We start from the raw sequence: 18,218 nt of genomic DNA, 5'->3' as shown, positions 1-18,218 counted from the left end.
TCCAGGCTATCGTGCCGCGTCGCGCGAACGGTTCGCGCCCGTGGCGGGTTGCGCGCCGGGCGCATCGGCATCCGCTGCCGGAGGGGACGACGCGGCGGAGCCGAGGGCGGCTTGCACCCACAGCGTGCTGCCGGCGACGGCGGCGGGCATGACCGCCACCGCACCGAACGGCACCAGGAAGCAGAGCTGGGTGGCGGCGCCGAAACCCAGCGCGCGGGCGCGGTGCGCGCGGATGACCGCGCGACGCGCCCGACGGTCGAGGCCGCGCGCCGAGAGGGCCCGCGAGGTCAGCTCATCGGCCAGCAGCCAGCCCGTGAGCGTGACCCCGGCGATGAAGCCCAGTGCTCCGCCGACGAAGGGGATGAGCCCGAGCAGCCACGCGACGAGGGCGGCGGGGATGCCGCGGAGGATGAGCAGGGCGCTGTCGCCGACCGCTCGCCAGAAGCCGTAATCGGCCTCGGGGACCTCGCCCGTGGCGCTGCGCTCGGTGGCGCGCCAGATGCGGTCGTAGAACGGCTCGCCGACGGCCAACGTGACGGCGGTGAACGAGACCACGGCCAGCAGCAGAGCTGCACCGAACGACGCGATGCCGATCGCGGTGCGCAACGCCCCCGCCCAGAACGGCGCCCACCCGTCGGCGAAGGGCGTCCAGTCGTCGACGAGGCCGGGCAGGACGAGACCCCACGCCACGAGGGCGCCGCCGAAGACGAGCCCCACCAGCGTGCCGGGGATGAGACCGAGGGCCATGGCGCCTGGAGTGCGGCGCCACTGGCCCAGCCCGCGCACGAGCAGGCCGGCTCCGGCGAGAAATTCGCGCATGCGGGCAGTCTTCCAGACACCGCCGACACCGGCCGGGCGCCCGACCGTGTCGGCGGCTCCTGCCAGGATGCGGGTATGCGCATCCGCACGACCTCGACCCAGCGCACGTACCGGTACGTGCGGCTCGCGATCATCGGGGCGACGGCGTTCCTCGCGGTGGGTGTGGGGATCGAGGTGGTCGGGGGAGGGGCGCTGCCGTCGGTGAGCGCGGCGTACTACACGCCCGCCGGCCCCGTCTTCGTCGGGGCTCTGAGCGCCATCGCCCTCGCCCTGCTCGCCCTGTCGGGGCGCAGCCTCGAGCAGGGACTGCTCGACGTCGCGGCGGTGCTCGCGCTCGTGATCGCCTACGTCCCGACCTCCGTCTCGTGCGGAGCCGCCGCGCCGTGCGTGCCGATCGCCGTGCGCGAGACGGTGGCGAACAACGCCGGGGCGGTGGCATCCGTGGTCCTTCTGGGGGTGGCGGTCGCGCTCGTGCTCGCGCGCGTGCAGGGCACGCTCACTCGCGGGGTGGTGGCCACGGCCGCGGTGGTCGTGGCGATCGTGCTCGGGGGCATCGCCTGGGCGTCGGCGGCACCCGAGGCCTTCTTCGCGCGCGCGCACGAGGTCGCGGCCGTCGCGTTCTTCGTGCTCATCGCCGTGGTGGCGGGGCTGGCGGCGTGGCGGCCCCGGGCGGGGCGGGTGGCGCGGAGCCGCCTGCGGGTGGCCTACGCGACGGTGGCGGCGACCATCGTGCTGACCCTGGTGCTGCTGGTCGTCGGTGTGCTCGCGGGCGCGGAGCAGCGCGGCATCCCGGTGGTGCTGGTGGGGGAGTCGGTCGCACTGGCGCTGTTCGCCGTGTTCTGGATCGTGCAGACGGTGGAGCTCTGGGACGAGGTCGACCCGTCGCTCGGAGCGGCTCGGGAATAGCCGATCGGGTGACGCGTTGAACTTGATACGACGGTGCTCAAGTTGCAGACTTGAGTCAACCGCACTCACGTATCACAGGAGACGGAATTGCCCGAAGACTTCACCCCCGGCGCCGGAGAAGACGGCGCCCAGTCGTTCGACGAGTTCCTCGCGCGCTACCTCGCGGGCGAGCAGGCACGCGCCGAGCGGTCCATCGACCTGAGCCGCTTCCTCAGCGCCCGCACCCAGGACGCGCTGCAGGCGGCGGGACGGTTCGCCCTCGGCCGCGGCCAGCGTGAGCTCGACGCCCTGCACGTGCTTCACGTGCTCGTCGGCCGCTCCCCGGCCAAGGATGCGGTCGCGCGCCTCGGCGCCGACCCCGCGGCCATCGCCCGGGCCGCCGAGAGCCGTCTGCCCGCGGCCGGTACCCCCGCCCAGGTCGACGGCGCGGTCGTCGCCGGTTCGGTGCAGCGCGCGCTGTTCCACGCCTTCCAGGTCGCACGTGCCGCGGGCTCGACCTACGTCGACCCCGACCACCTCTTCTTCGCCCTCGTCCTCGCGCAGGACGCCCCCGCCGGGCAGATCCTCGCCCAGGCCGGAGTCACCGCGGAGGCCCTGACCCAGGGCGTGCGCGAGACGGTCGTCGGCGGTGACGAGACCGAGGCCCAGGCCGAGTCGGCATCCACGACTCCGAACCTCGACCGCTTCGGCACCGATCTCACCGCCCGCGCCGCGGCGGGCGAGCTCGACCCCGTGATCGGGCGCGCCGACGAGATCGAGCAGACCATCGAGATCCTCAGCCGTCGCACGAAGAACAATCCCGTGCTGATCGGCGAGGCCGGCGTGGGCAAGACCGCCGTCGTCGAGGGGCTCGCGCGCGCGATCGTCGCGGGCGAGGTCCCGGAGCAGCTGCGCGAGACGCGCGTGGTCTCGATCGACCTCGCGGCGATGCTCGCCGGCGCCCGCTACCGCGGCGACTTCGAGGAGCGTCTCACCCAGACGATGGACGAGATCTCGGTATCCGACAAGCTCGTCGTCTTCATCGACGAGGTGCACACGCTCGTCGGTGCCGGGGGCAGCGGCGACGGGTCGATGGACGCCGGCAACATCCTCAAGCCGCGCCTGGCGCGCGGCGACGTGCACCTGATCGGTGCGACCACGCTCCGCGAGTACCGCACGATCGAGAAGGACCCCGCTCTCGAGCGGCGCCTGCAGCCCGTGCGCGTGGGCGAGCCCTCGATCACGGATGCCGTGGAGATCCTGCGCGGGCTCCGCCCGGCCTACGAGCAGCACCACGCCGTCACCTATACCGACGACGCGCTCCGCGCGGCCGTCGAGCTCAGCGACCGCTATCTCTCGGAGCGCGTGCTGCCCGACAAGGCGATCGACCTGATCGACCAGGCCGGCGCGCGCCTGCGGCTGAAGCTCGGCGTGACGGTCGACACCTCGGCGCTGCTCGAGCGTCTCGCGAGCCTCGAGGCCGAGAAGAACGCCGCGGTCTCGGCCGAGCACTACGAGGAGGCCTCGCGGTTGCGCGACGAGATCGCGGCGGTGCAGGCGCGCCTCGACGAGGCGACCAGCCGCCCGAGCGCGGCGGCCGTGGTCGACGAGCCGGAGATCGCCGCGGTGATCAGCCGCGCGACCGGCATCCCCGTCGCGCGCCTCACCGCGACCGAGCGCGGCCGCCTCGCCGAGCTCGAGACCGAGCTGCACGCGCGCGTCGTCGGACAGGACGACGCGGTCGCGGCCGTCGCCAAGGCCGTGCGCCGCAACCGCACCGGCATGGGCGACGAGAACCGTCCGGTCGGCTCGTTCCTCTTCCTCGGGCCCACGGGCGTCGGAAAGACCGAACTGGCCAAGGCCCTGGCCGGATCCCTCTTCGACGACGACGGCGCCGTGATCCGCTTCGACATGAGCGAGTTCGGCGAGCGCCACACGGTGTCGCGCCTGATCGGCGCCCCTCCCGGATACGTCGGCTACGACGAAGCCGGTCAGCTAACCGAGCGCGTGCGCCGCAACCCCTACGCCGTGGTGCTGTTCGACGAGATCGAGAAGGCCCACCCCGACGTGTTCACCCTGCTGCTGCAGGTGCTCGACGACGGTCGCCTCACCGACGGCCAGGGGCGTACGGTCGACTTCCGCAACACCGTGATCGTGATGACCTCCAACCTGGGCGCCGAGGTGCTGGCATCCCGCTCCGGGGCCATCGGCTTCACGACGACGGGGCGCGAGTTCGCCGACGACGACCTGCGCGACCGCGTGATGGGCAAGCTGCGCGAGGCCATGCGGCCGGAGTTCCTGAACCGCATCGACGACATCGTGCTGTTCCGCAAGCTCGAGAAGACGCAGCTGCGCGAGATCGTCCGGCTGCTGCTGGGCGCGACCACCCGTCGGCTCGCCGCGCGCGAGGTCGCGCTGGAGGTCACGGATGCCGCCGTCGACCGCCTGGCCGAGGTGGGCTACGAGCCCGAGTACGGCGCCCGGCCCCTGCGCCGCGTCATCCAGCGCGAGGTCGACGACCGCATCGCCGACCTGTTCGTCTCCGGCGCCCTGAGCGACGGTGCGACGGTGACGGTGGATGCCACACCCTCGGGCTTCGTGGTGATGCCCGTCGTGCCGGCGCTCGCCGCCTGACCCGCGTTTCGACGCCCCCGGTGCTGCGGCGCCGGGGGCGTCGTCGTGCGCGGACGCCACCCCTGCCCGGATGTCCGAGGTTCGGGGCAGAGTAGACCCATGAGTCGTATCGGCACGATCTTCAGCCCGTACCCGCATCCGCCCGAGGAGCTGCGCGACGCCGCTCGTGCTGCCGAAGACGCCGGTGTCGAGGAGCTGTGGCTCTGGGAGGACTGCTTCCGTTCCTCCGCGTGGGCGGCTGCGGCCGCGGCCCTCGCCGTCACCGACCACCTCCGTATCGGCGTCGGCATCGCGCCGCTCCCGCTGCGCAACGTCGCCGCCTCCGCGATGGAGGTCGCGACGATCGAGCGCATGTTCCCGCAGCGGCTCCTGCCGGGCTTCGGGCACGGCGTGCAGGACTGGATGCGACAGGTCGGGGCGAAGGCCGCGTCGCCCTTGACGCTGATGCAGGAGCAGCTCCCGGCCCTTCGCGCACTGCTGGCGGGTGAGACGGTGAGCGCCGAGGGGCGGTACGTGAAGCTCCGCGACGTCGCCCTCGACTGGCCGCCGGCGACCGCTCCCGTCGTCTACGCCGCCGCGGAGGGGCCCAAGACGCTCGCTCTTGCGGGCGAGGTGGCTGACGGCGTGGTTCTCGACAGTCGTCACACCGTGGCCGAGATCGCCGCCGCGGTCGAGACCGTGCAGACCGCGCGCCGCGCCGCTGGCCGCGAGGGCCGGGCCGACGTCGTGGCCTACGTGCTCACCGCCTTCGGCCCCGACGCGCACGAGCGCGCGACCGCCGTGCTGCCCGACCGGCCCGACGCCGCCGACCGCGTGCTCGCAGGCTCCGTGTCCGAGGTCGCCGAGGGCGTCGCGCGATTCCAGGCGGCGGGCGTCGACGACGTGGTGCTCCTGCCCACCGACGACGTCGACCTCCGCGCCTTCTTCTCGGCGGTGGGCCAGGTCGCGGTCGCCCTGCCCGGCGCCGGAGGCGTGTCGTGACCCGCGGCGCCGTCTCGCTCGGCGTCGCCGGGTCGCTCGGCCCCGACGCGATCGCGCGGATCGCCCCCGAGGTCGAGAGGGCCGGCTTTCACACGCTGTGGGTCAACGACACCCCCGACGGCGACGCCCTCGCGGCGCTCGCCGCGGCCGCGGGCGTGACCGAACGTCTGCACCTGGCGACGGGGGTCGTGCCCGTGGACCGCCGGCCCGCGTCCGCGATCGCCGCCGATGCGGCATCCCTGTTGCTCCCGCTCGATCGCGTGACGATCGGCATCGGTTCGGGCATGGCGCGCCAGGGGGCGCTCGCTCGCGTGCACGACGCGACCGAGGAGCTCCACGCGGCGGGTCTCCCGCGCGTGCTGGTCGGAGCGCTGGGCCCGAAGATGCGCCGCCTCGCCGCCGAGCGCGCCGACGGCGTGCTGCTGAACTGGGTACCGCCCACCGAAGCGGCCGAGCAGGCGGCCGCCCTGCACGCGATCACGCCCACGACGCACGTCGCGGTCTACGTGCGCACCGCCATCGACGCCGCGGCGCGCGAACGCCTCGAGGCCGAGACGGCGCGCTACGCGTCGTTCCCGAACTACGCCGCGAACTTCGCACGGATGGGGGTGGATGCCATAGACACGACCATCCGCGATGTCACCGAGCTCGGCGATGCCCTCGACGCCTACACCGCCGCCGCCGACGAGGTCGTGCTGCGCGCGATCGTGCCCGACGACACGGTCGAGGCCTACGTGGACTTCGCGCGGCGGACGGCACCGAACCCGGGGGGAGGGGGCGGGGCGTGATCTGACGGGGGAGACGCCCTCCGGATCAGCGCACGAGGCGGACCGTCTCCTTCATCGGTCCGAACGACGACTGCGCCCCATCCGCGACGAAGCCGTTGCGGCGGTAGAACGCACGAGCGCGGGGGTTGTCGGCGGCCACCCACAGTGAGGCCGGCCGTTCGCCCAGGACCGCGTCGAGAAGTCCCTGCCCCGCCCCGGTCCCGTGGGCCGCCGCGAGGACGTAGATCATGGTCAGTTCCTCCGGTCGCACAGCGTCGTCATCCGGGGTCTCCTGAACGGCGGCGAATCCGACGATCCGCTCTCCGGCGACGGCCACCACGGTCGAGAAGAGGGCATCGGCGAGATTGGTGCGCCACATGCCGATCCGCGGCTCGACGGCGAACCACGGGTTCGTCTCCGGATCCTCGACGAACCGCCCGTACGTCTCGCGCCACGACGTGGCGTGCACGATCGCGATGCCCTCGGCATCCTCGGGCCTGGCCGGACGAATGGTGATGTTCGACTCTGCGGGCGTCATGGCGCGAGCCTAGAAGAACCGGGTGCGAGTCGCCCACGGGCGCGCCCCTCTTCGCCTAGACGGGCGGGCGTTCCGAGCCTCGATCCCTCGCGATCGACCCCGCCCCGCGACCACGGTGGCAGACTGACCGGATGCCACGACGTCGACGTCTCACCCTCCGCTCGGTCTCGCGCGGGGTGCTGGCCCTGCTGCTGGTGGCGGCCGGTGCCGGTCATCTCACGTGGGGGCGTCGCGGTTATCGCATCGTCGTCCCGGGGTGGGCGACGCGTCTGCTGCACACCGACAAGGACGCCATCGTCGTTGCATCCGGAGCCGTGGAGGTGGTGCTCGGTGTCGCGCTGGTCGCCCTGCCGGCCGAGCGTCGGCGCATCGGGGCGGCGATCGCTGCCTTCTTCGTCGCGGTGTTCCCGGGCAACGTGCACCAGTGGCGCACCGGCCGCCCGGCGCCGGGACTCAACACCGACCGCTCGCGCTTCCTGCGCCTGTTCCTGCAGCCCCCGCTGGTGGCGTGGGCGTGGTGGGCGACGCGCGATCGCTGAGATCCGGCGGCTCCGTCGCGAGACGATCAGAGTTTTGCCGGACGCTCTAGCCGTCGCACACGGACCATGTCCCAGTCGTAGTCGGTTGGAGGCGCGCTGACCCGCGATATGTGGGACACACACCGCTGAAAATGGGACATGGTCGGCGTTCCCCCGCCTTGCGCCGCTCCGCACAGCACAGCACAGCACACCCGCCGCCACTGTGCCGCCTCCGCTTCCGCCACGGCCCCGCTGTCCCGCGCCGCCGCGCCGCCTCGCCACCCGCATCGCGCCGAGCACCCGGCCGCCACTGTGACGCCTCAGCCACGGCCCCACTGCTCCGCGCCGTCCCGCAGCCCACTCTGCAGCGCTGACGCGCGCCCGCTGCCCCGCGCCTTACGCCGCCTCGCCCAGCCCCAGCACGCCGGTCTCGAACGCCGCGCGCGCCAGCACCTTGTAGCCGTGCTCGGGGAAGAACACCGTGAGGCGGTCCTCCTCGACGCCCATGATCGTGCCGGTACCGAACTCGCCGTGGTGCACGGCGGAGTCGATGCGGATGCCGTCGGCGTCGGCCGCAGCGGCATCCGGGGTCTCCGTCTCGACGGGTGCCGGGGCGGTGGCGCTCGCGTCGCAGCGGTCGCACGATCCGCACTGGGCGGGGGTCTCGACGCCGAAGTACTCCAGCAGCGCGCGACGGCGGCAGTGCGAGGTCTCGGCGTAGCCGCGCATGATCTCGATGCGCGAAGCGCGGATGCGCTCCTCGGCCTCGTCGCGGTCGCGCACCGCCTTCACCGCGTCGCCGGCCGACGCCTTCGTGCGCGCCGACACCCCGTCGGGGCCCGACTCGGCGAGCTCGCACGCCACGAGCTGGTTGAGCACGCGGCCGATGGCGCGGGTCGAGCGGCCCGATGACTCGGCGATGTCCTTCGCGCGCAGCGGCTTCTTCGACCGCCGCAGTTCGTCCCAGACGCCGGCCACGTCGGCGCGCTTGCTGTGCCCGCCGGCGAAGAACGAGCGCAGCGTGAAGTCCTCGGCGCGGTAGTGCAGGATCGCGCGAGCGGGGCGGCCGTCGCGCGCCGCGCGGCCGATCTCCTGCGCGTACGAGTCGAGCGACTCGGTCACGTCGGCGTGCACGACCAAGCGCACATCGGACTTGTCGACGCCCATGCCGAACGCCGAGGTGGCCACGACGACGTCGAGGTCGCCGGCGCTCCACGCGGCGTGCACCTCGTCGCGACGCTTCTGCGCCATGGCGCCGTGGTACGGCGCCGCCCGCAGGCCGAGCTCGGCGAGTTCGTCGGCGTACGCGTCGGTCTCCTTGCGGGTCGCCACGTACAGCAGGGTCGGGCCGTCGGCATCCTGCACGTCCGAGATCACGGCGCGGCGCTTGTCGTCGTCGTGCTCGTGGCGGCGGACGGCCATGTGGATCTCGGGGCGGTCCATTCCGCGCACCTCGAGGTGCGGGTCGCGCATGCCCAGGCTCGAGACGATGTCGTCTCGGACGGGGGCGGATGCCGTGGCGGTCAGCGCCAGCACCGGGGGGTGGCCCAGGGCCTCGATCGCGTCGCCGATGCGCGCGTAGTCGGGGCGGAAGTCGTGGCCCCAGGCCGAGACGCAGTGCGCCTCGTCGATCACCACGAGGCGCACGTCGGCCTTCGCGAGCCGGTCGAACACCTCGCTGTTGGCCAGCTGTTCGGGGGCGAGGAAGGCGTACACCGCGTCGTCGCCCTCGATGGCCGTCCACGCGGCGCGCTTCGCACGAGCGCTCGTGCGGGAGTTCAGCGCCACGGCGGCGGGAGCATCGGGAGCCCGGTCGATCGAGTCGATCTGGTCGCGCTGCAGCGCGAGGAGGGGCGAGATGACCACCGTCACGCCGCCGAGCTCGCACCCGGCGATCTGGTACACCGCCGACTTGCCGGCGCCCGTGGGGAAGACGACCAGGGTGTCGCGCCCGCCGACCACCGCGTCGATCGCCTCGGCCTGGCCCGGGAGCAGTTCGTCCCACCCGAAGACCTCACGGGCGGTGCGGGCGGACTGTTCGAGGGTGGCGGGAGCGTTCACGGGGGCCTCATTCCTAGGGGGAAGGTCATCCAGCACACCCCAGGGAGCGCGCGACCATCCGGGGGTTGCGGGCGGGGCCGACGTATGGTCCGCGACGCGAGCGCCGCGCGGCCCTCGGCGGGTGGCATGCGCGGGGCGCGCGCGCAAGCGCCGCGGCGATGTCGGAGGGGGATGCCAGGATGCCGACATGCTCTTCGGCGACATCGAGACGGCGCTCGCGGCGGTGACCGGCACCCGCTCGCGCTTGGCCAAGGTCGACGCCCTCGCGGGGCTGCTGCGCGGACTCGCGCCCGACGAGATCGTCCCCGCGGTGGGAATCCTCACCGCTTCGCCGCGCCAGGGTCGGCTCGGCGTGGGGTGGAAGACCCTGTCGAATCGCGGGGGAGCGCACGCCGATGCCCCGTCGTTGACCGTCTCCGATGTCGACGGCGCGTTCGACCGGCTCGCGGCCCTCGGCGGCAGCGGGTCGGCGGCGCAGCGCACCGCCCTGCTCGACGAGCTGGCCGGCCGCGCGACGGCGTCGGAATGGCATCTGCTCGTGCGGGTGATGACGGGCGAGCTGCGCACGGGCGCCCTCGAGGGCGTGCTCGTGGATGCCATCGCCCGGGCCTCCGCTCGCGACGGCGTCGCGGTGCGGCGCGCCGCCATGCTCTCGGGTGACCTGGGCGAGACCGCTCTCGTCGCCCTCACGGGTTCGGACGCCGATCTCGACGCCGTGGGGCTCGTCGTGGGCCGCGGTGTGCAGCCCATGCTCGCGTCGACCGCGACCTCCGTCGCCGAGGCGCTGGCCGTGGCGGGACGCGCCTCGGTGGAGTACAAGCTCGATGGGGCGCGCGTACAGGTGCACCGTCACGGCGACGAGGTGCACGTCTACACCCGCACCCTCGCCGACGTCACCCATCGCGTGCCCGAGATCGTGGAGGTCGTGCGGGCACTGCCCGTCGAGGCGGTGATCCTCGACGGCGAGACGCTGTCGCTCGACGACGACGGTGCTCCGCGCCCCTTCCAAGACACCATGGCGCGATTCGGCGCCGAGGCGGCGCGCGAGATCGCCCTGCGACCGTGGTTCTTCGACATCCTGCACCTCGACGGGCGCGACCTGGTCGATGAGCCCCTCGCGGCGCGCCTCGATGAGCTTGAGCGGGTGGCGGCGGCATGGCGCATCCCGGCCGTGGTGACCGACGACCCCGATGCCGCCGACACTTTCGCGCGCGACGCGCTGGGGGCGGGTCACGAGGGCGTGATGATCAAGGGACTCGACGCGGCCTACACCGCGGGCCGGCGCGGCAAGAGCTGGCTCAAGGTCAAGCCGGTGCACACGTTCGACCTCGTCGTGCTCGGCGTCGAGCGCGGGTCGGGCCGCCGATCGGGCTGGTACTCGAATCTTCACCTCGGCGCCCGCGACCCCGACGGGGTCTTCGGCGAACCGGGCGGGTTCGTCATGGTCGGCAAGACCTTCAAGGGCCTCACCGACGAGCTGCTGACCTGGCAGACGGCGCACTTCGCCGAGCGCGAGACCGGTGAGATACCGGGTGGTATCCGCGTCGTGCCCGACACCGTCGTCGAGATCGCCATCGACGGCGTGCAGCGGTCGGTCCGCTACCCCGGTGGAGTGGCTCTGCGCTTCGCCCGGGTGAAGGGCTACCGCTCCGACAAGCCCGCGGCCGAGGCCGACACGATCGACACCCTGCGTGCGCTGCTCCCCGGCGGCGGCGCGACGACGGAAGGATGACGGCATGAGTCTGGCCCCTTGGCTCGACGGCGAGCTCGGATACCGCAGCTTCGGTACCCCCGGCGCTCCGCGCGTCGTCGTCGTGCTGCGCACCGGAGACGTCGCGACGACCGATCCCGACGCCCGCGTGACCTCGTCGTTCGATGTGCGCGTCGTCGCGGTCGGCCTCGACGCCCCGGAGCTCGAGGACCCTCCCGTCTTCGGCGGCCAGACGCCCGCCGGACTCACCGTCGAGGCGCTCCGCGCGCTGCTCGACCGCGAGGCTCCCGGCACGCGGGTGGGGCTGGTCGGCGAACGGTCGGCGGGGCCGATCGCGGTCTACCTGGCCGCGGCGATGGGCCCGATCGTGGATCGCCTCGCGATCGTCGGCGTCGAGAGCCCGGTCGACCCGCTCAGTCGCGACCTGCGCACCCCCCTCCTCGACCAGCTGGATGCCGAGGTGCTCGTCGTCGTGGGCGGCGAGGGGCCCGCGGACGCCGACGACGCGCGGTGGTACGTCGACCGCATGCGCGTGGCCGAGATGGCGGTCGTCCCCAGCGACGAGATCGGCTCCGTCAACGGCCACGTCACCCTGACCGCGGTCTGGGAGCGGGTGCTCGCTCACGTCGCCCCCGGCGCCGAGCGTCGCTGACCCTCCGCGCCCTTATGTCGCACTGCTGCGCGCGGGCCAAGCCACGACCGCGCCGCGCCGCTGCGCCCTCACGTCGCACCGCTGCGCGCGGGCCAGGCCACGACCGAGCCGCGCCGCCGCGCCCTCACGTCGCACCGCTGCGCGCGGGCCAGGCCACGACCGAGCCGCGCCGCTGCGCCCTCACGCCGCACCGCTGCGCGGGCGCCGCGCCCCCGCACCGTCCTCGAGCGTCCAGGACACCCGGTCGTTCTCCGCGGGCATCCGGGTGTTCCGGAGGCCCGATCACGAAACGACCGCCGGGCCCGGCCGCGTCGAGGCGACCCGGCGCCGTCTGCCTCAGCCCCGCGAGAGGGCGCGGACCTGCACGACGTTCGACTCCTCGTCGACCTCGACCTGGTCGGTCTGCGCCTTCAAGAAGTCCGAGAAGCTCCGGAAACCGAGAGCCTTCTCGCTGAACGACGGGTCGAGGCGCTTCATGAGGTCCTTCACCGCCGAGGCGTGCAGCCACTCCCCGTCCGCGCGCTCGGCCTCCAACTGCATCGCGCGGTCGAGTAGGTCGACCGCCGGGTCCTTCGAACGCTTGCGCGCGCGGGGGCGTGAGGGCGCGGCATCCTTCTTCGTCTCGGCGAGCTTCGGGATGCCGGGCAGCGAGTCGTACGCGTCGAACCGGTCGCACGCCGCGGCGAGCGACTTCGCCGTCGAGCCCGCCACGCCGACGCCCACGACGTACCGACCCAAGCGCTTCACGCGCTGGGCGAGCGGGACGTAGTCGCTGTCGCCCGCGACGATCACGACGTGCGTCAGGTCGGGGAGGCGGAACATGTCCTCGACGGCATCCACCGCGAGACGGATGTCGGCGCCGTTCTTCGCGTATGCCGCCGCGGGGAAGAGCTGCACGAGGTCGACGGCACGGGCCACGAGTTGCGAGCGGTACTCGGCGTTCACCGGGGCCGACCAGTCCGCGTAGGCGCGGGTGAGCACGAGGGTGCCGAACGACGCCGCGTAGTCGATCACGGCGCCCACGTCGATCGTCGCCTTGGTGAGGCGCTCCGCGATCTCGGGCTCCATGGGGTTCTCGGCGATCTTCTGCCGGTCGCGCGAGTACGCGTTGCGCCCGTGAACGCGGTCGTACCACGACATCACGATGTTGTCGAAGTCGAGGTACACGGCGACGCGGGCGGTCTGGGTATCGGGCATGCCCCCAGTCTGACCGCTCGCGGCCCTCCCGGGTAGCCGCGCCACGATCCGGCATCCGCCGCGGAGGCCCCGTTGCGCGGGACGACATGACCACCGGAGCGAAGAAGACCCCCGGATGCCGCCGAACCGGGGCCGACGCGGACCGGCGAGGCTCCGCACCGACGCTCACGCCGCCCGGGCTCCACACTGCGTCGCACGCGAACGCGCACGCCCCCGGCGACGCCCCGCGAGAAGACGACGCCCCGCCCGACCACGGGGGCCGGACGGGGCGGAGGACGGTCGGTGCGGGCTCAGCGCTCGCCGGGGTACACCACGCCGATCTGGCGACGCACCTCGTCGAGTACGCCCATGATCGCGACGGTCTCGTCGATCCCCAGCACGTCGCTCGAGATCGCGCCGTCGGCGACGAGGCGCTCCGCCGCGAGGGCCTGGAACTGCATGCCGCGCCCCTCGATCTCGCTGGCGAACTCCTCCACGACCGTGCCGTCGGAGGCGATCACCCGGAACGAGGTGGGGGTGTACCAGACGCGGTCGATCTCGATGCGGGCCTCGGTGCCCACGACCTGCGCGGTGTCGGCCCCGGCCGCGCGCGACGACGACACCGTGGTCGAGATGGCGCCGCCCTCGTGCACGAACATGGTCGCCACTTCGGCGTCGCTGCCGGCATCCGAGAGCCGGGCGAGCGCCGAGACGCGCTCGGGCAGTCCCAGCACGTCGACGGCGAACGAGATCGGGTAGATGCCGAGATCGAGCAGGGCACCGCCGCCGAGGGCGAGGTCGTTGAGGCGGTGCGCGGGGTCGGTCGAGATCCTCTGCGTGTGGTCGGCGGCGACGACGCGGATCTCGCCGAGCGTGCCGGCGGCGACGATCTCGCGGATGCGCACCATGTGCGGCAGGTACCGCGTCCACATCGCCTCCATCGCGAGAAGGCCCTTCTCGGCCGCCTTCTCGCGGATGGCCGCCGCTTCGGCCTCGTTCAGCGTGAACGGCTTCTCGACCAGCACGTGCTTGCCGTGGTCGAGGGCGAGCAGCGCGTTCTCCACGTGCGAGGGGTGCGGGGTGGCGATGTAGACGATGTCGACGTCGGGATCGGCCACGAGGTCCTCGTACGAGCCGTGAGCGTGCGGGATGTCGTATCGCGCGGCGAACTCGCGCGCGCTGTCGATGCGGCGCGAGCCGACGGCGGTGACGTCGAGGCCCGCGGTGCGCAGGTCGGAGGTGAAGGCGTGCGCGATGCCGCCCGTTGCGAGGATGCCCCAGTGCAGTCCGGTCATGCGCTCCACCGTATCCGTGCGCGAGCCGCCCGGGCGCGGGCGGGACGTTCCGCGCACTCCGCGTCGACCGCTGCGGGGGAGGACTGCCGGCGGCCGGGGCGCGGGCGGGACGCGCGGATGAGGAATCGACGGAGACCGGACGCCCCGCCGAGCGCGCGCGGGGTCGCCCCCGCGGCCGCTCTAGGCTCGTCGCATGACGCCCGTCGAGCGCTTCCGCGAGCTGCTGTCCGTCCCCACCGTCTCCCGAGCCGATCCGGCCGAGGTGGACGACGACGCGTTCGGGCTCTTCCGCGCCACGCTCGAGCGTCTCTACCCCCTCACGCACGCGCATCTCGAGCGCGAGGTCGTCGCCGGCCACTCGCTGCTCTACCGCTGGCGGGGCGCCTCGACCGAGGCGCCGCTGCTGCTCCTCGCCCACCAGGACGTCGTCCCCGTCGACGGGCAGTCCTGGCGTCACGACCCCTTCGCCGCCGACGTCGAGGGGGAGGGGGCGGATGCCACGATCCACGCCCGCGGGGCAATCGACGACAAGGGAGCGCTCGTCGCCGTCTTCGAGGCGGTCGAAGAGGCGCTCGCCGAGGGCGTCGTGCCGCGCACCGACGTCTGGCTCGCCTTCGGTCACGACGAGGAGACACGGGGGACCGGGGCCCGCGCGATGGCGCGGATCCTCGCGGAGCGGGGAGTGCGCCCGGCCCTGGTGCTCGACGAGGGCGGGGCGGTCGTCGACGGCGCGGTTCCCGGGGTCGCGGCGCCGACGGCGATGATCGGGGTCGCCGAGCGCGGGGTCGCCACCTTCGACCTCGTCACGCGCGAGGCGGGCGGGCACGCATCGACGCCTCCGCCGATGCCGGCCACCGCGCGGCTCGCGCGCGCCGTCGACCGCCTTCGGCGCCGCCCGTTCCCGCGTCGTCTCGCTCCTCCCGTGCACGCGATGCTCGCGACCGCCGCCGCCCACGTCGCCGAGCCGCTGGCCTCGGCGTTCCGCCGCCCGCGGCTCTCGGCGCCCCTGCTCACCGCCGTGCTGTCGGCCCTCGGCCCCGAGACCAACGCCCTCGTGCGCACGACCGCCGTGGTCACGCGGCTGGAGGGCTCGCCGGGTGACAACGTACTCGCCACCACCGCGCGGGCGAGCGTCAACGTGCGACTGCTCACCGGTGACACCCTCGCCGACGCGGCGATCCATCTGCGCCGAGCGGTGCGCGACCCCCTCGTCGACATCGAGCTGCGTCACGGCGACGATCCCTCTCCGGTGTCGCCGTGGCGCGGGGCGTCGTGGCGGCGACTGTCGCGGGCCGTCGCCGACACGCTCGGCGACGACGTCGTGCCCCTGCCGTACCTGCAGTTGGGGGCGAGCGACAGCCGTTTCTACACCGGGCTGACGGATGCCGTGTACCGCTTCGCCCCGTTCCACCTCACGCGCTCCGAGCGCGACGCCCTGCACGCCCCCGACGAGCGCATCCGCGTGGACGTGTGGCTGCGCGGCATCCGGTTCTACGGCGCCCTGCTGCGTTCCTGAGCGGCGTCGGACGGGTCGTCAGGACGGCCGCACCCACGGCGGGACACGATGGGAGGGCGATCGCCGCCGCGTCGGTTATCCTCGTGTGACCGGTCACGCAACCGCGCGCGACCCGCAATGAGGCGGCTGATGAGCGACACCGACATCCCGGAGACCACGGGGCGCGCCCCGAGCATCCGCGACGTCGCGCGGCTCGCGGGGGTGTCGTACCAGACCGTCTCGCGGGTCATCAACAACAGCTCGGCGCTGCGCCCCGAGACCGCCGCGAAGGTGCGCTCCGCCATCGCGGAGTTGAAGTTCGTGCCGAATCAGGCGGCGCGCGCCCTCGCGACCAGCCGGTCGAAGCTCATCGGCGTGCTGGGCCCCCGCACCCCCACGCACGGCGTCGCCTCGATGGTGCAGGCGATCGAGTCGGCCGCGCGCGCTGCCGGGTACCGGCTGACGATCACCAATCTCGCCACGAGCGCCCCCGACGACGTGCGATCCTCGATCGACCACCTCATGCAGCAGTCGATCGAGGGGTTGATCGCCGTCGCGCCGCAGACGCGGGTGGTCCCGATCCTCGACGAGCTGAAGCTCCCCGTGCCCGTGCAGATCGTCGCCTCCACCGGGACCGCGACCTCGCACAATGACCAGACCGCGGGGGCCCGTGCGGCCGTCCGCCACCTCATCGAGCTGGGGCACACCCGCATCCTGCACATCGCCGGCCCCCGCGACTGGGTCGAGGCCGATCACCGCATGCGGGGCTATCTCGCCGAGATGGATGCCAACGACCTTTCGCCCCGTCCGCCGGTGCTGGGCGACTGGACCGCGCAGTTCGGTTTCGAGGCCGGTCTCGAACTGCTGCGCACCGAGGATGCCACCGCGGTCTTCGCGGGCAACGACCATATGGCGCTCGGGTTCATGCATGCCGTTCGGGCCATAGGCCGCTCCGTCCCCGAGGACATCTCGGTGGTGGGCTTCGACGACGTTCCCGAATCCGCGCACCTCTGGCCCCCGTTGACGACCGTCCGCCAGGACTTCGTCGGCATCGGGACCCGAGCGATGACCGACCTCCTCGCCGCCCTGGGCGAGTCGACGGGCGACGAGGCGACGTCGGAGCCGGCTCAGCTGCGCCTCATCGTGCGCTCGTCCACCGCCCCGCCCTCGCGCTGACTACGTCACGTTTCGGCAACGGCTGGTCGGTGATCGCGTCGGGACTTGACAGCTTCCGCCAGCGGAGGGGTAGCATCACACACACAATGTGAACGGTCACATGACCGGTCGCACAGGCCGACGGGACTCGCTGCGGAGCGGATCCGTCGAGACGAAGAAGTCTCGAACGACGCGGGAGAGCCGCCTCGCCGAACGGCTTCGTTTCGCCCCGCCGGTCTCTGCGCCCGGCCGGTGCGTCGCTCGCTGAAGCGGTGGGCTCCATGGGGAGAGACCGCGCCACATACCCAACGGAGGGAACCAGAGTGAAGAAGCACAGCATGCTCAAGGCGGTCGCGGGAGCGGGCGTCCTCGCGCTCGGCATCGGCCTCGCCGGTTGCGCGGGAGACCGCACCGGCGCCGGCAGCGGAGACTCGCAGGAGGCCGGCGGCACCATCGGCGTCGCCATGCCCACGCAGCAGTCCGAGCGGTGGATCGCCGACGGCAACAACGTCAAGTCGCAGCTCGAGGAGCTCGGCTACCAGGTCGATCTGCAGTACGCGAACGACGACATCCCCACCCAGGTCTCGCAGATCGAGAACATGATCACCACGGGCGCCAAGGCCCTGATCATCGCCTCGATCGACGGCACCACGCTCACCGACGTGCTGCAGCAGGCCAAGGACGCGAACATCCCCGTCATCGCGTACGACCGCCTCATCAACGGCACCGAGAACGTCGACTACTACACGACGTTCGACAACTACAAGGTCGGCGTGCAGCAGGCCACCTCGCTCCTCACCGGCCTGGGCGTCCTCGACGCCTCGGGCAAGGAGACCGGCGCTGCCGGCCCCTTCAACGTCGAGCTGTTCGCCGGTAGCCCCGACGACAACAACGCGACGTTCTTCTGGAAGGGTGCGATGGACACCCTGCAGCCGTACATGGACAAGGGCACGCTGGTCGTCCCCTCCGGCCAGACCGAGTTCGGCCAGGCGGCCATCCTCCGCTGGCTGCCCGAGACGGCGCAGAAGCGCATGGAGAACATCCTCACCGTCATCGGCGGCACCAAGCTCAACGGTGTGCTCTCGCCCTACGACGGCCTGTCGATCGGCATCATCTCGGCCCTCACCTCGGGTGGCTACTCGGCCACCGACCTGCCCGTCATCACCGGTCAGGACGCCGAGGTCGGCTCGATCAAGTCGATCATCGCGGGTGAGCAGTACTCGACGATCTTCAAGGACACGCGCGAGCTCGCCAAGCAGGCCGTGACCATGGTCGACGACATCCGCAAGGGCACCGAGCCCGAGGTCAACGACACCGAGACCTACGACAACGGCGAGAAGGTCGTCCCGTCGTACCTGCTCGAGTCGACGATCGTGACGAAGGACAACTACAAGGAGATCCTGGTCGACAGCGGCTACTACTCCGAGTCCGACCTGGGCTGATCGCCCGGGAGGCCCCCGGTCTCCCACCCGCCTCCGGCGCCCGCCCCACCATTCCGACCGGCCACGAGCCGGTTCTGCAAGGAGGACCT

At 72.8% G+C, this 18,218-nt stretch carries 15 protein-coding genes; 10 read left to right on the top strand and 5 right to left on the bottom strand.

Translation table 11 applies throughout. From position 1 onward, the window contains the following. Positions 1-6: 6 nt before the first annotated feature. Positions 7-819: an EI24 domain-containing protein gene (locus Q0818_RS07490; protein WP_298873230.1), complete on the bottom strand. Its 813-nt coding sequence runs from the start codon at positions 817-819 to the stop codon at positions 7-9. Between the two features lie 75 nt (positions 820-894). Between Q0818_RS07490 and Q0818_RS07485 the strand changes: the two genes are divergently transcribed. The 4 genes from Q0818_RS07485 to Q0818_RS07470 all read left to right on the top strand — a co-directional run bounded on the left by Q0818_RS07485 (position 895) and on the right by Q0818_RS07470 (position 6,107). After that, positions 895-1,725 carry a hypothetical protein gene (locus Q0818_RS07485; protein WP_298873228.1) on the top strand — a complete coding sequence of 277 codons (831 nt, stop codon included), beginning with the start codon at positions 895-897 and terminating at the stop codon, positions 1,723-1,725. A gap of 87 nt (positions 1,726-1,812) precedes the next feature. Next, positions 1,813-4,338, top strand: coding sequence for an ATP-dependent Clp protease ATP-binding subunit (locus tag Q0818_RS07480; protein WP_298873225.1), 2,526 nt, complete (start codon positions 1,813-1,815; stop codon positions 4,336-4,338). 99 nt (positions 4,339-4,437) lie between these two features. Further along, complete coding sequence (locus tag Q0818_RS07475) at positions 4,438-5,319, top strand: LLM class flavin-dependent oxidoreductase (RefSeq protein WP_298873224.1); 882 nt, start codon at positions 4,438-4,440, stop codon at positions 5,317-5,319. Next, positions 5,316-6,107 (top strand): LLM class flavin-dependent oxidoreductase, encoded by a 792-nt coding sequence (locus Q0818_RS07470; protein ID WP_298873222.1) that lies wholly within the window; start codon positions 5,316-5,318, stop codon positions 6,105-6,107. Before Q0818_RS07475 ends, Q0818_RS07470 begins: the two co-directional genes overlap by 4 nt. 25 nt (positions 6,108-6,132) lie before the next feature. On the opposite strand, the gene Q0818_RS07465 is transcribed toward Q0818_RS07470, so the two are convergent. Continuing rightward, positions 6,133-6,624 (bottom strand): N-acetyltransferase, encoded by a 492-nt coding sequence (locus tag Q0818_RS07465; protein ID WP_298873220.1) that lies wholly within the window; start codon positions 6,622-6,624, stop codon positions 6,133-6,135. A 131-nt stretch (positions 6,625-6,755) separates the two neighbouring features. Between Q0818_RS07465 and Q0818_RS07460 the strand changes: the two genes are divergently transcribed. Further along, a complete protein-coding gene (locus Q0818_RS07460; RefSeq protein ID WP_298873218.1) occupies positions 6,756-7,163 on the top strand; it encodes a hypothetical protein in 408 nt (135 codons plus the stop codon). 375 nt (positions 7,164-7,538) lie between these two features. Here the strand turns inward: Q0818_RS07460 and Q0818_RS07455 are convergent, their stop codons facing one another. After that, positions 7,539-9,203 (bottom strand): ATP-dependent DNA helicase RecQ, encoded by a 1,665-nt coding sequence (locus Q0818_RS07455; protein WP_298873214.1) that lies wholly within the window; start codon positions 9,201-9,203, stop codon positions 7,539-7,541. A 187-nt stretch (positions 9,204-9,390) separates the two neighbouring features. Here Q0818_RS07455 and Q0818_RS07450 point away from each other — a divergent pair, with 187 nt between their 5' ends. Both Q0818_RS07450 and Q0818_RS07445 read left to right on the top strand, forming a co-directional pair. Beyond that, positions 9,391-10,935, top strand: coding sequence for an ATP-dependent DNA ligase (locus Q0818_RS07450; RefSeq protein WP_298873212.1), 1,545 nt, complete (start codon positions 9,391-9,393; stop codon positions 10,933-10,935). 4 nt (positions 10,936-10,939) lie between these two features. Continuing rightward, complete coding sequence (locus tag Q0818_RS07445; RefSeq protein ID WP_298873209.1) at positions 10,940-11,566, top strand: hypothetical protein; 627 nt, start codon at positions 10,940-10,942, stop codon at positions 11,564-11,566. Positions 11,567-11,902: 336 nt separating this feature from the next. On the opposite strand, the gene Q0818_RS07440 is transcribed toward Q0818_RS07445, so the two are convergent. Further along, positions 11,903-12,763, bottom strand: a complete 861-nt coding sequence (locus Q0818_RS07440) for an NYN domain-containing protein (RefSeq protein ID WP_298873207.1) — start codon at positions 12,761-12,763, stop codon at positions 11,903-11,905. A gap of 290 nt (positions 12,764-13,053) precedes the next feature. Beyond that, a complete protein-coding gene (locus Q0818_RS07435; RefSeq protein ID WP_298873205.1) occupies positions 13,054-14,037 on the bottom strand; it encodes a Gfo/Idh/MocA family oxidoreductase in 984 nt (327 codons plus the stop codon). Positions 14,038-14,230: 193 nt separating this feature from the next. On the opposite strand from Q0818_RS07435, the gene Q0818_RS07430 reads away from it, so the two are divergent. The 3 genes from Q0818_RS07430 (at position 14,231) to chvE (ending at position 18,129) form a co-directional block, all read left to right on the top strand. Next, the gene (locus tag Q0818_RS07430; protein ID WP_298873203.1) at positions 14,231-15,553 is read left to right on the top strand and encodes a M20/M25/M40 family metallo-hydrolase; all 1,323 of its coding nucleotides are present in this window, start codon (positions 14,231-14,233) and stop codon (positions 15,551-15,553) included. 129 nt (positions 15,554-15,682) lie between these two features. Then, positions 15,683-16,708: a LacI family DNA-binding transcriptional regulator gene (locus tag Q0818_RS07425; protein ID WP_298873201.1), complete on the top strand. Its 1,026-nt coding sequence runs from the start codon at positions 15,683-15,685 to the stop codon at positions 16,706-16,708. 317 nt (positions 16,709-17,025) lie between these two features. Beyond that, positions 17,026-18,129, top strand: a complete 1,104-nt coding sequence (chvE, locus tag Q0818_RS07420; protein WP_298874212.1) for a multiple monosaccharide ABC transporter substrate-binding protein — start codon at positions 17,026-17,028, stop codon at positions 18,127-18,129. Positions 18,130-18,218 lie beyond the last annotated feature (89 nt).

The sequence above is a fragment of the uncultured Microbacterium sp. genome (genome assembly GCF_947489255.1).
In the GTDB taxonomy this organism is placed as follows: domain Bacteria; phylum Actinomycetota; class Actinomycetes; order Actinomycetales; family Microbacteriaceae; genus Microbacterium; species Microbacterium phycohabitans.
This window is presented reverse-complemented; position numbering and strand designations above follow the sequence as displayed.

Coding starts and splice junctions, on each gene's coding strand:
- Q0818_RS07490 (WP_298873230.1), bottom strand. CDS start 819: ATGCGCGAATTTCTCGCCGGAGCCGGCCTGCTCGTGCGCGGGCTGGGC.
- Q0818_RS07445 (WP_298873209.1), top strand. CDS start 10,940: ATGAGTCTGGCCCCTTGGCTCGACGGCGAGCTCGGATACCGCAGCTTC.
- Q0818_RS07450 (WP_298873212.1), top strand. CDS start 9,391: ATGCTCTTCGGCGACATCGAGACGGCGCTCGCGGCGGTGACCGGCACC.
- Q0818_RS07485 (WP_298873228.1), top strand. CDS start 895: ATGCGCATCCGCACGACCTCGACCCAGCGCACGTACCGGTACGTGCGG.
- Q0818_RS07465 (WP_298873220.1), bottom strand. CDS start 6,624: ATGACGCCCGCAGAGTCGAACATCACCATTCGTCCGGCCAGGCCCGAG.
- Q0818_RS07460 (WP_298873218.1), top strand. CDS start 6,756: ATGCCACGACGTCGACGTCTCACCCTCCGCTCGGTCTCGCGCGGGGTG.
- Q0818_RS07430 (WP_298873203.1), top strand. CDS start 14,231: ATGACGCCCGTCGAGCGCTTCCGCGAGCTGCTGTCCGTCCCCACCGTC.
- Q0818_RS07435 (WP_298873205.1), bottom strand. CDS start 14,037: ATGACCGGACTGCACTGGGGCATCCTCGCAACGGGCGGCATCGCGCAC.
- Q0818_RS07440 (WP_298873207.1), bottom strand. CDS start 12,763: ATGCCCGATACCCAGACCGCCCGCGTCGCCGTGTACCTCGACTTCGAC.
- Q0818_RS07475 (WP_298873224.1), top strand. CDS start 4,438: ATGAGTCGTATCGGCACGATCTTCAGCCCGTACCCGCATCCGCCCGAG.
- Q0818_RS07425 (WP_298873201.1), top strand. CDS start 15,683: ATGAGCGACACCGACATCCCGGAGACCACGGGGCGCGCCCCGAGCATC.
- chvE (WP_298874212.1), top strand. CDS start 17,026: ATGCTCAAGGCGGTCGCGGGAGCGGGCGTCCTCGCGCTCGGCATCGGC.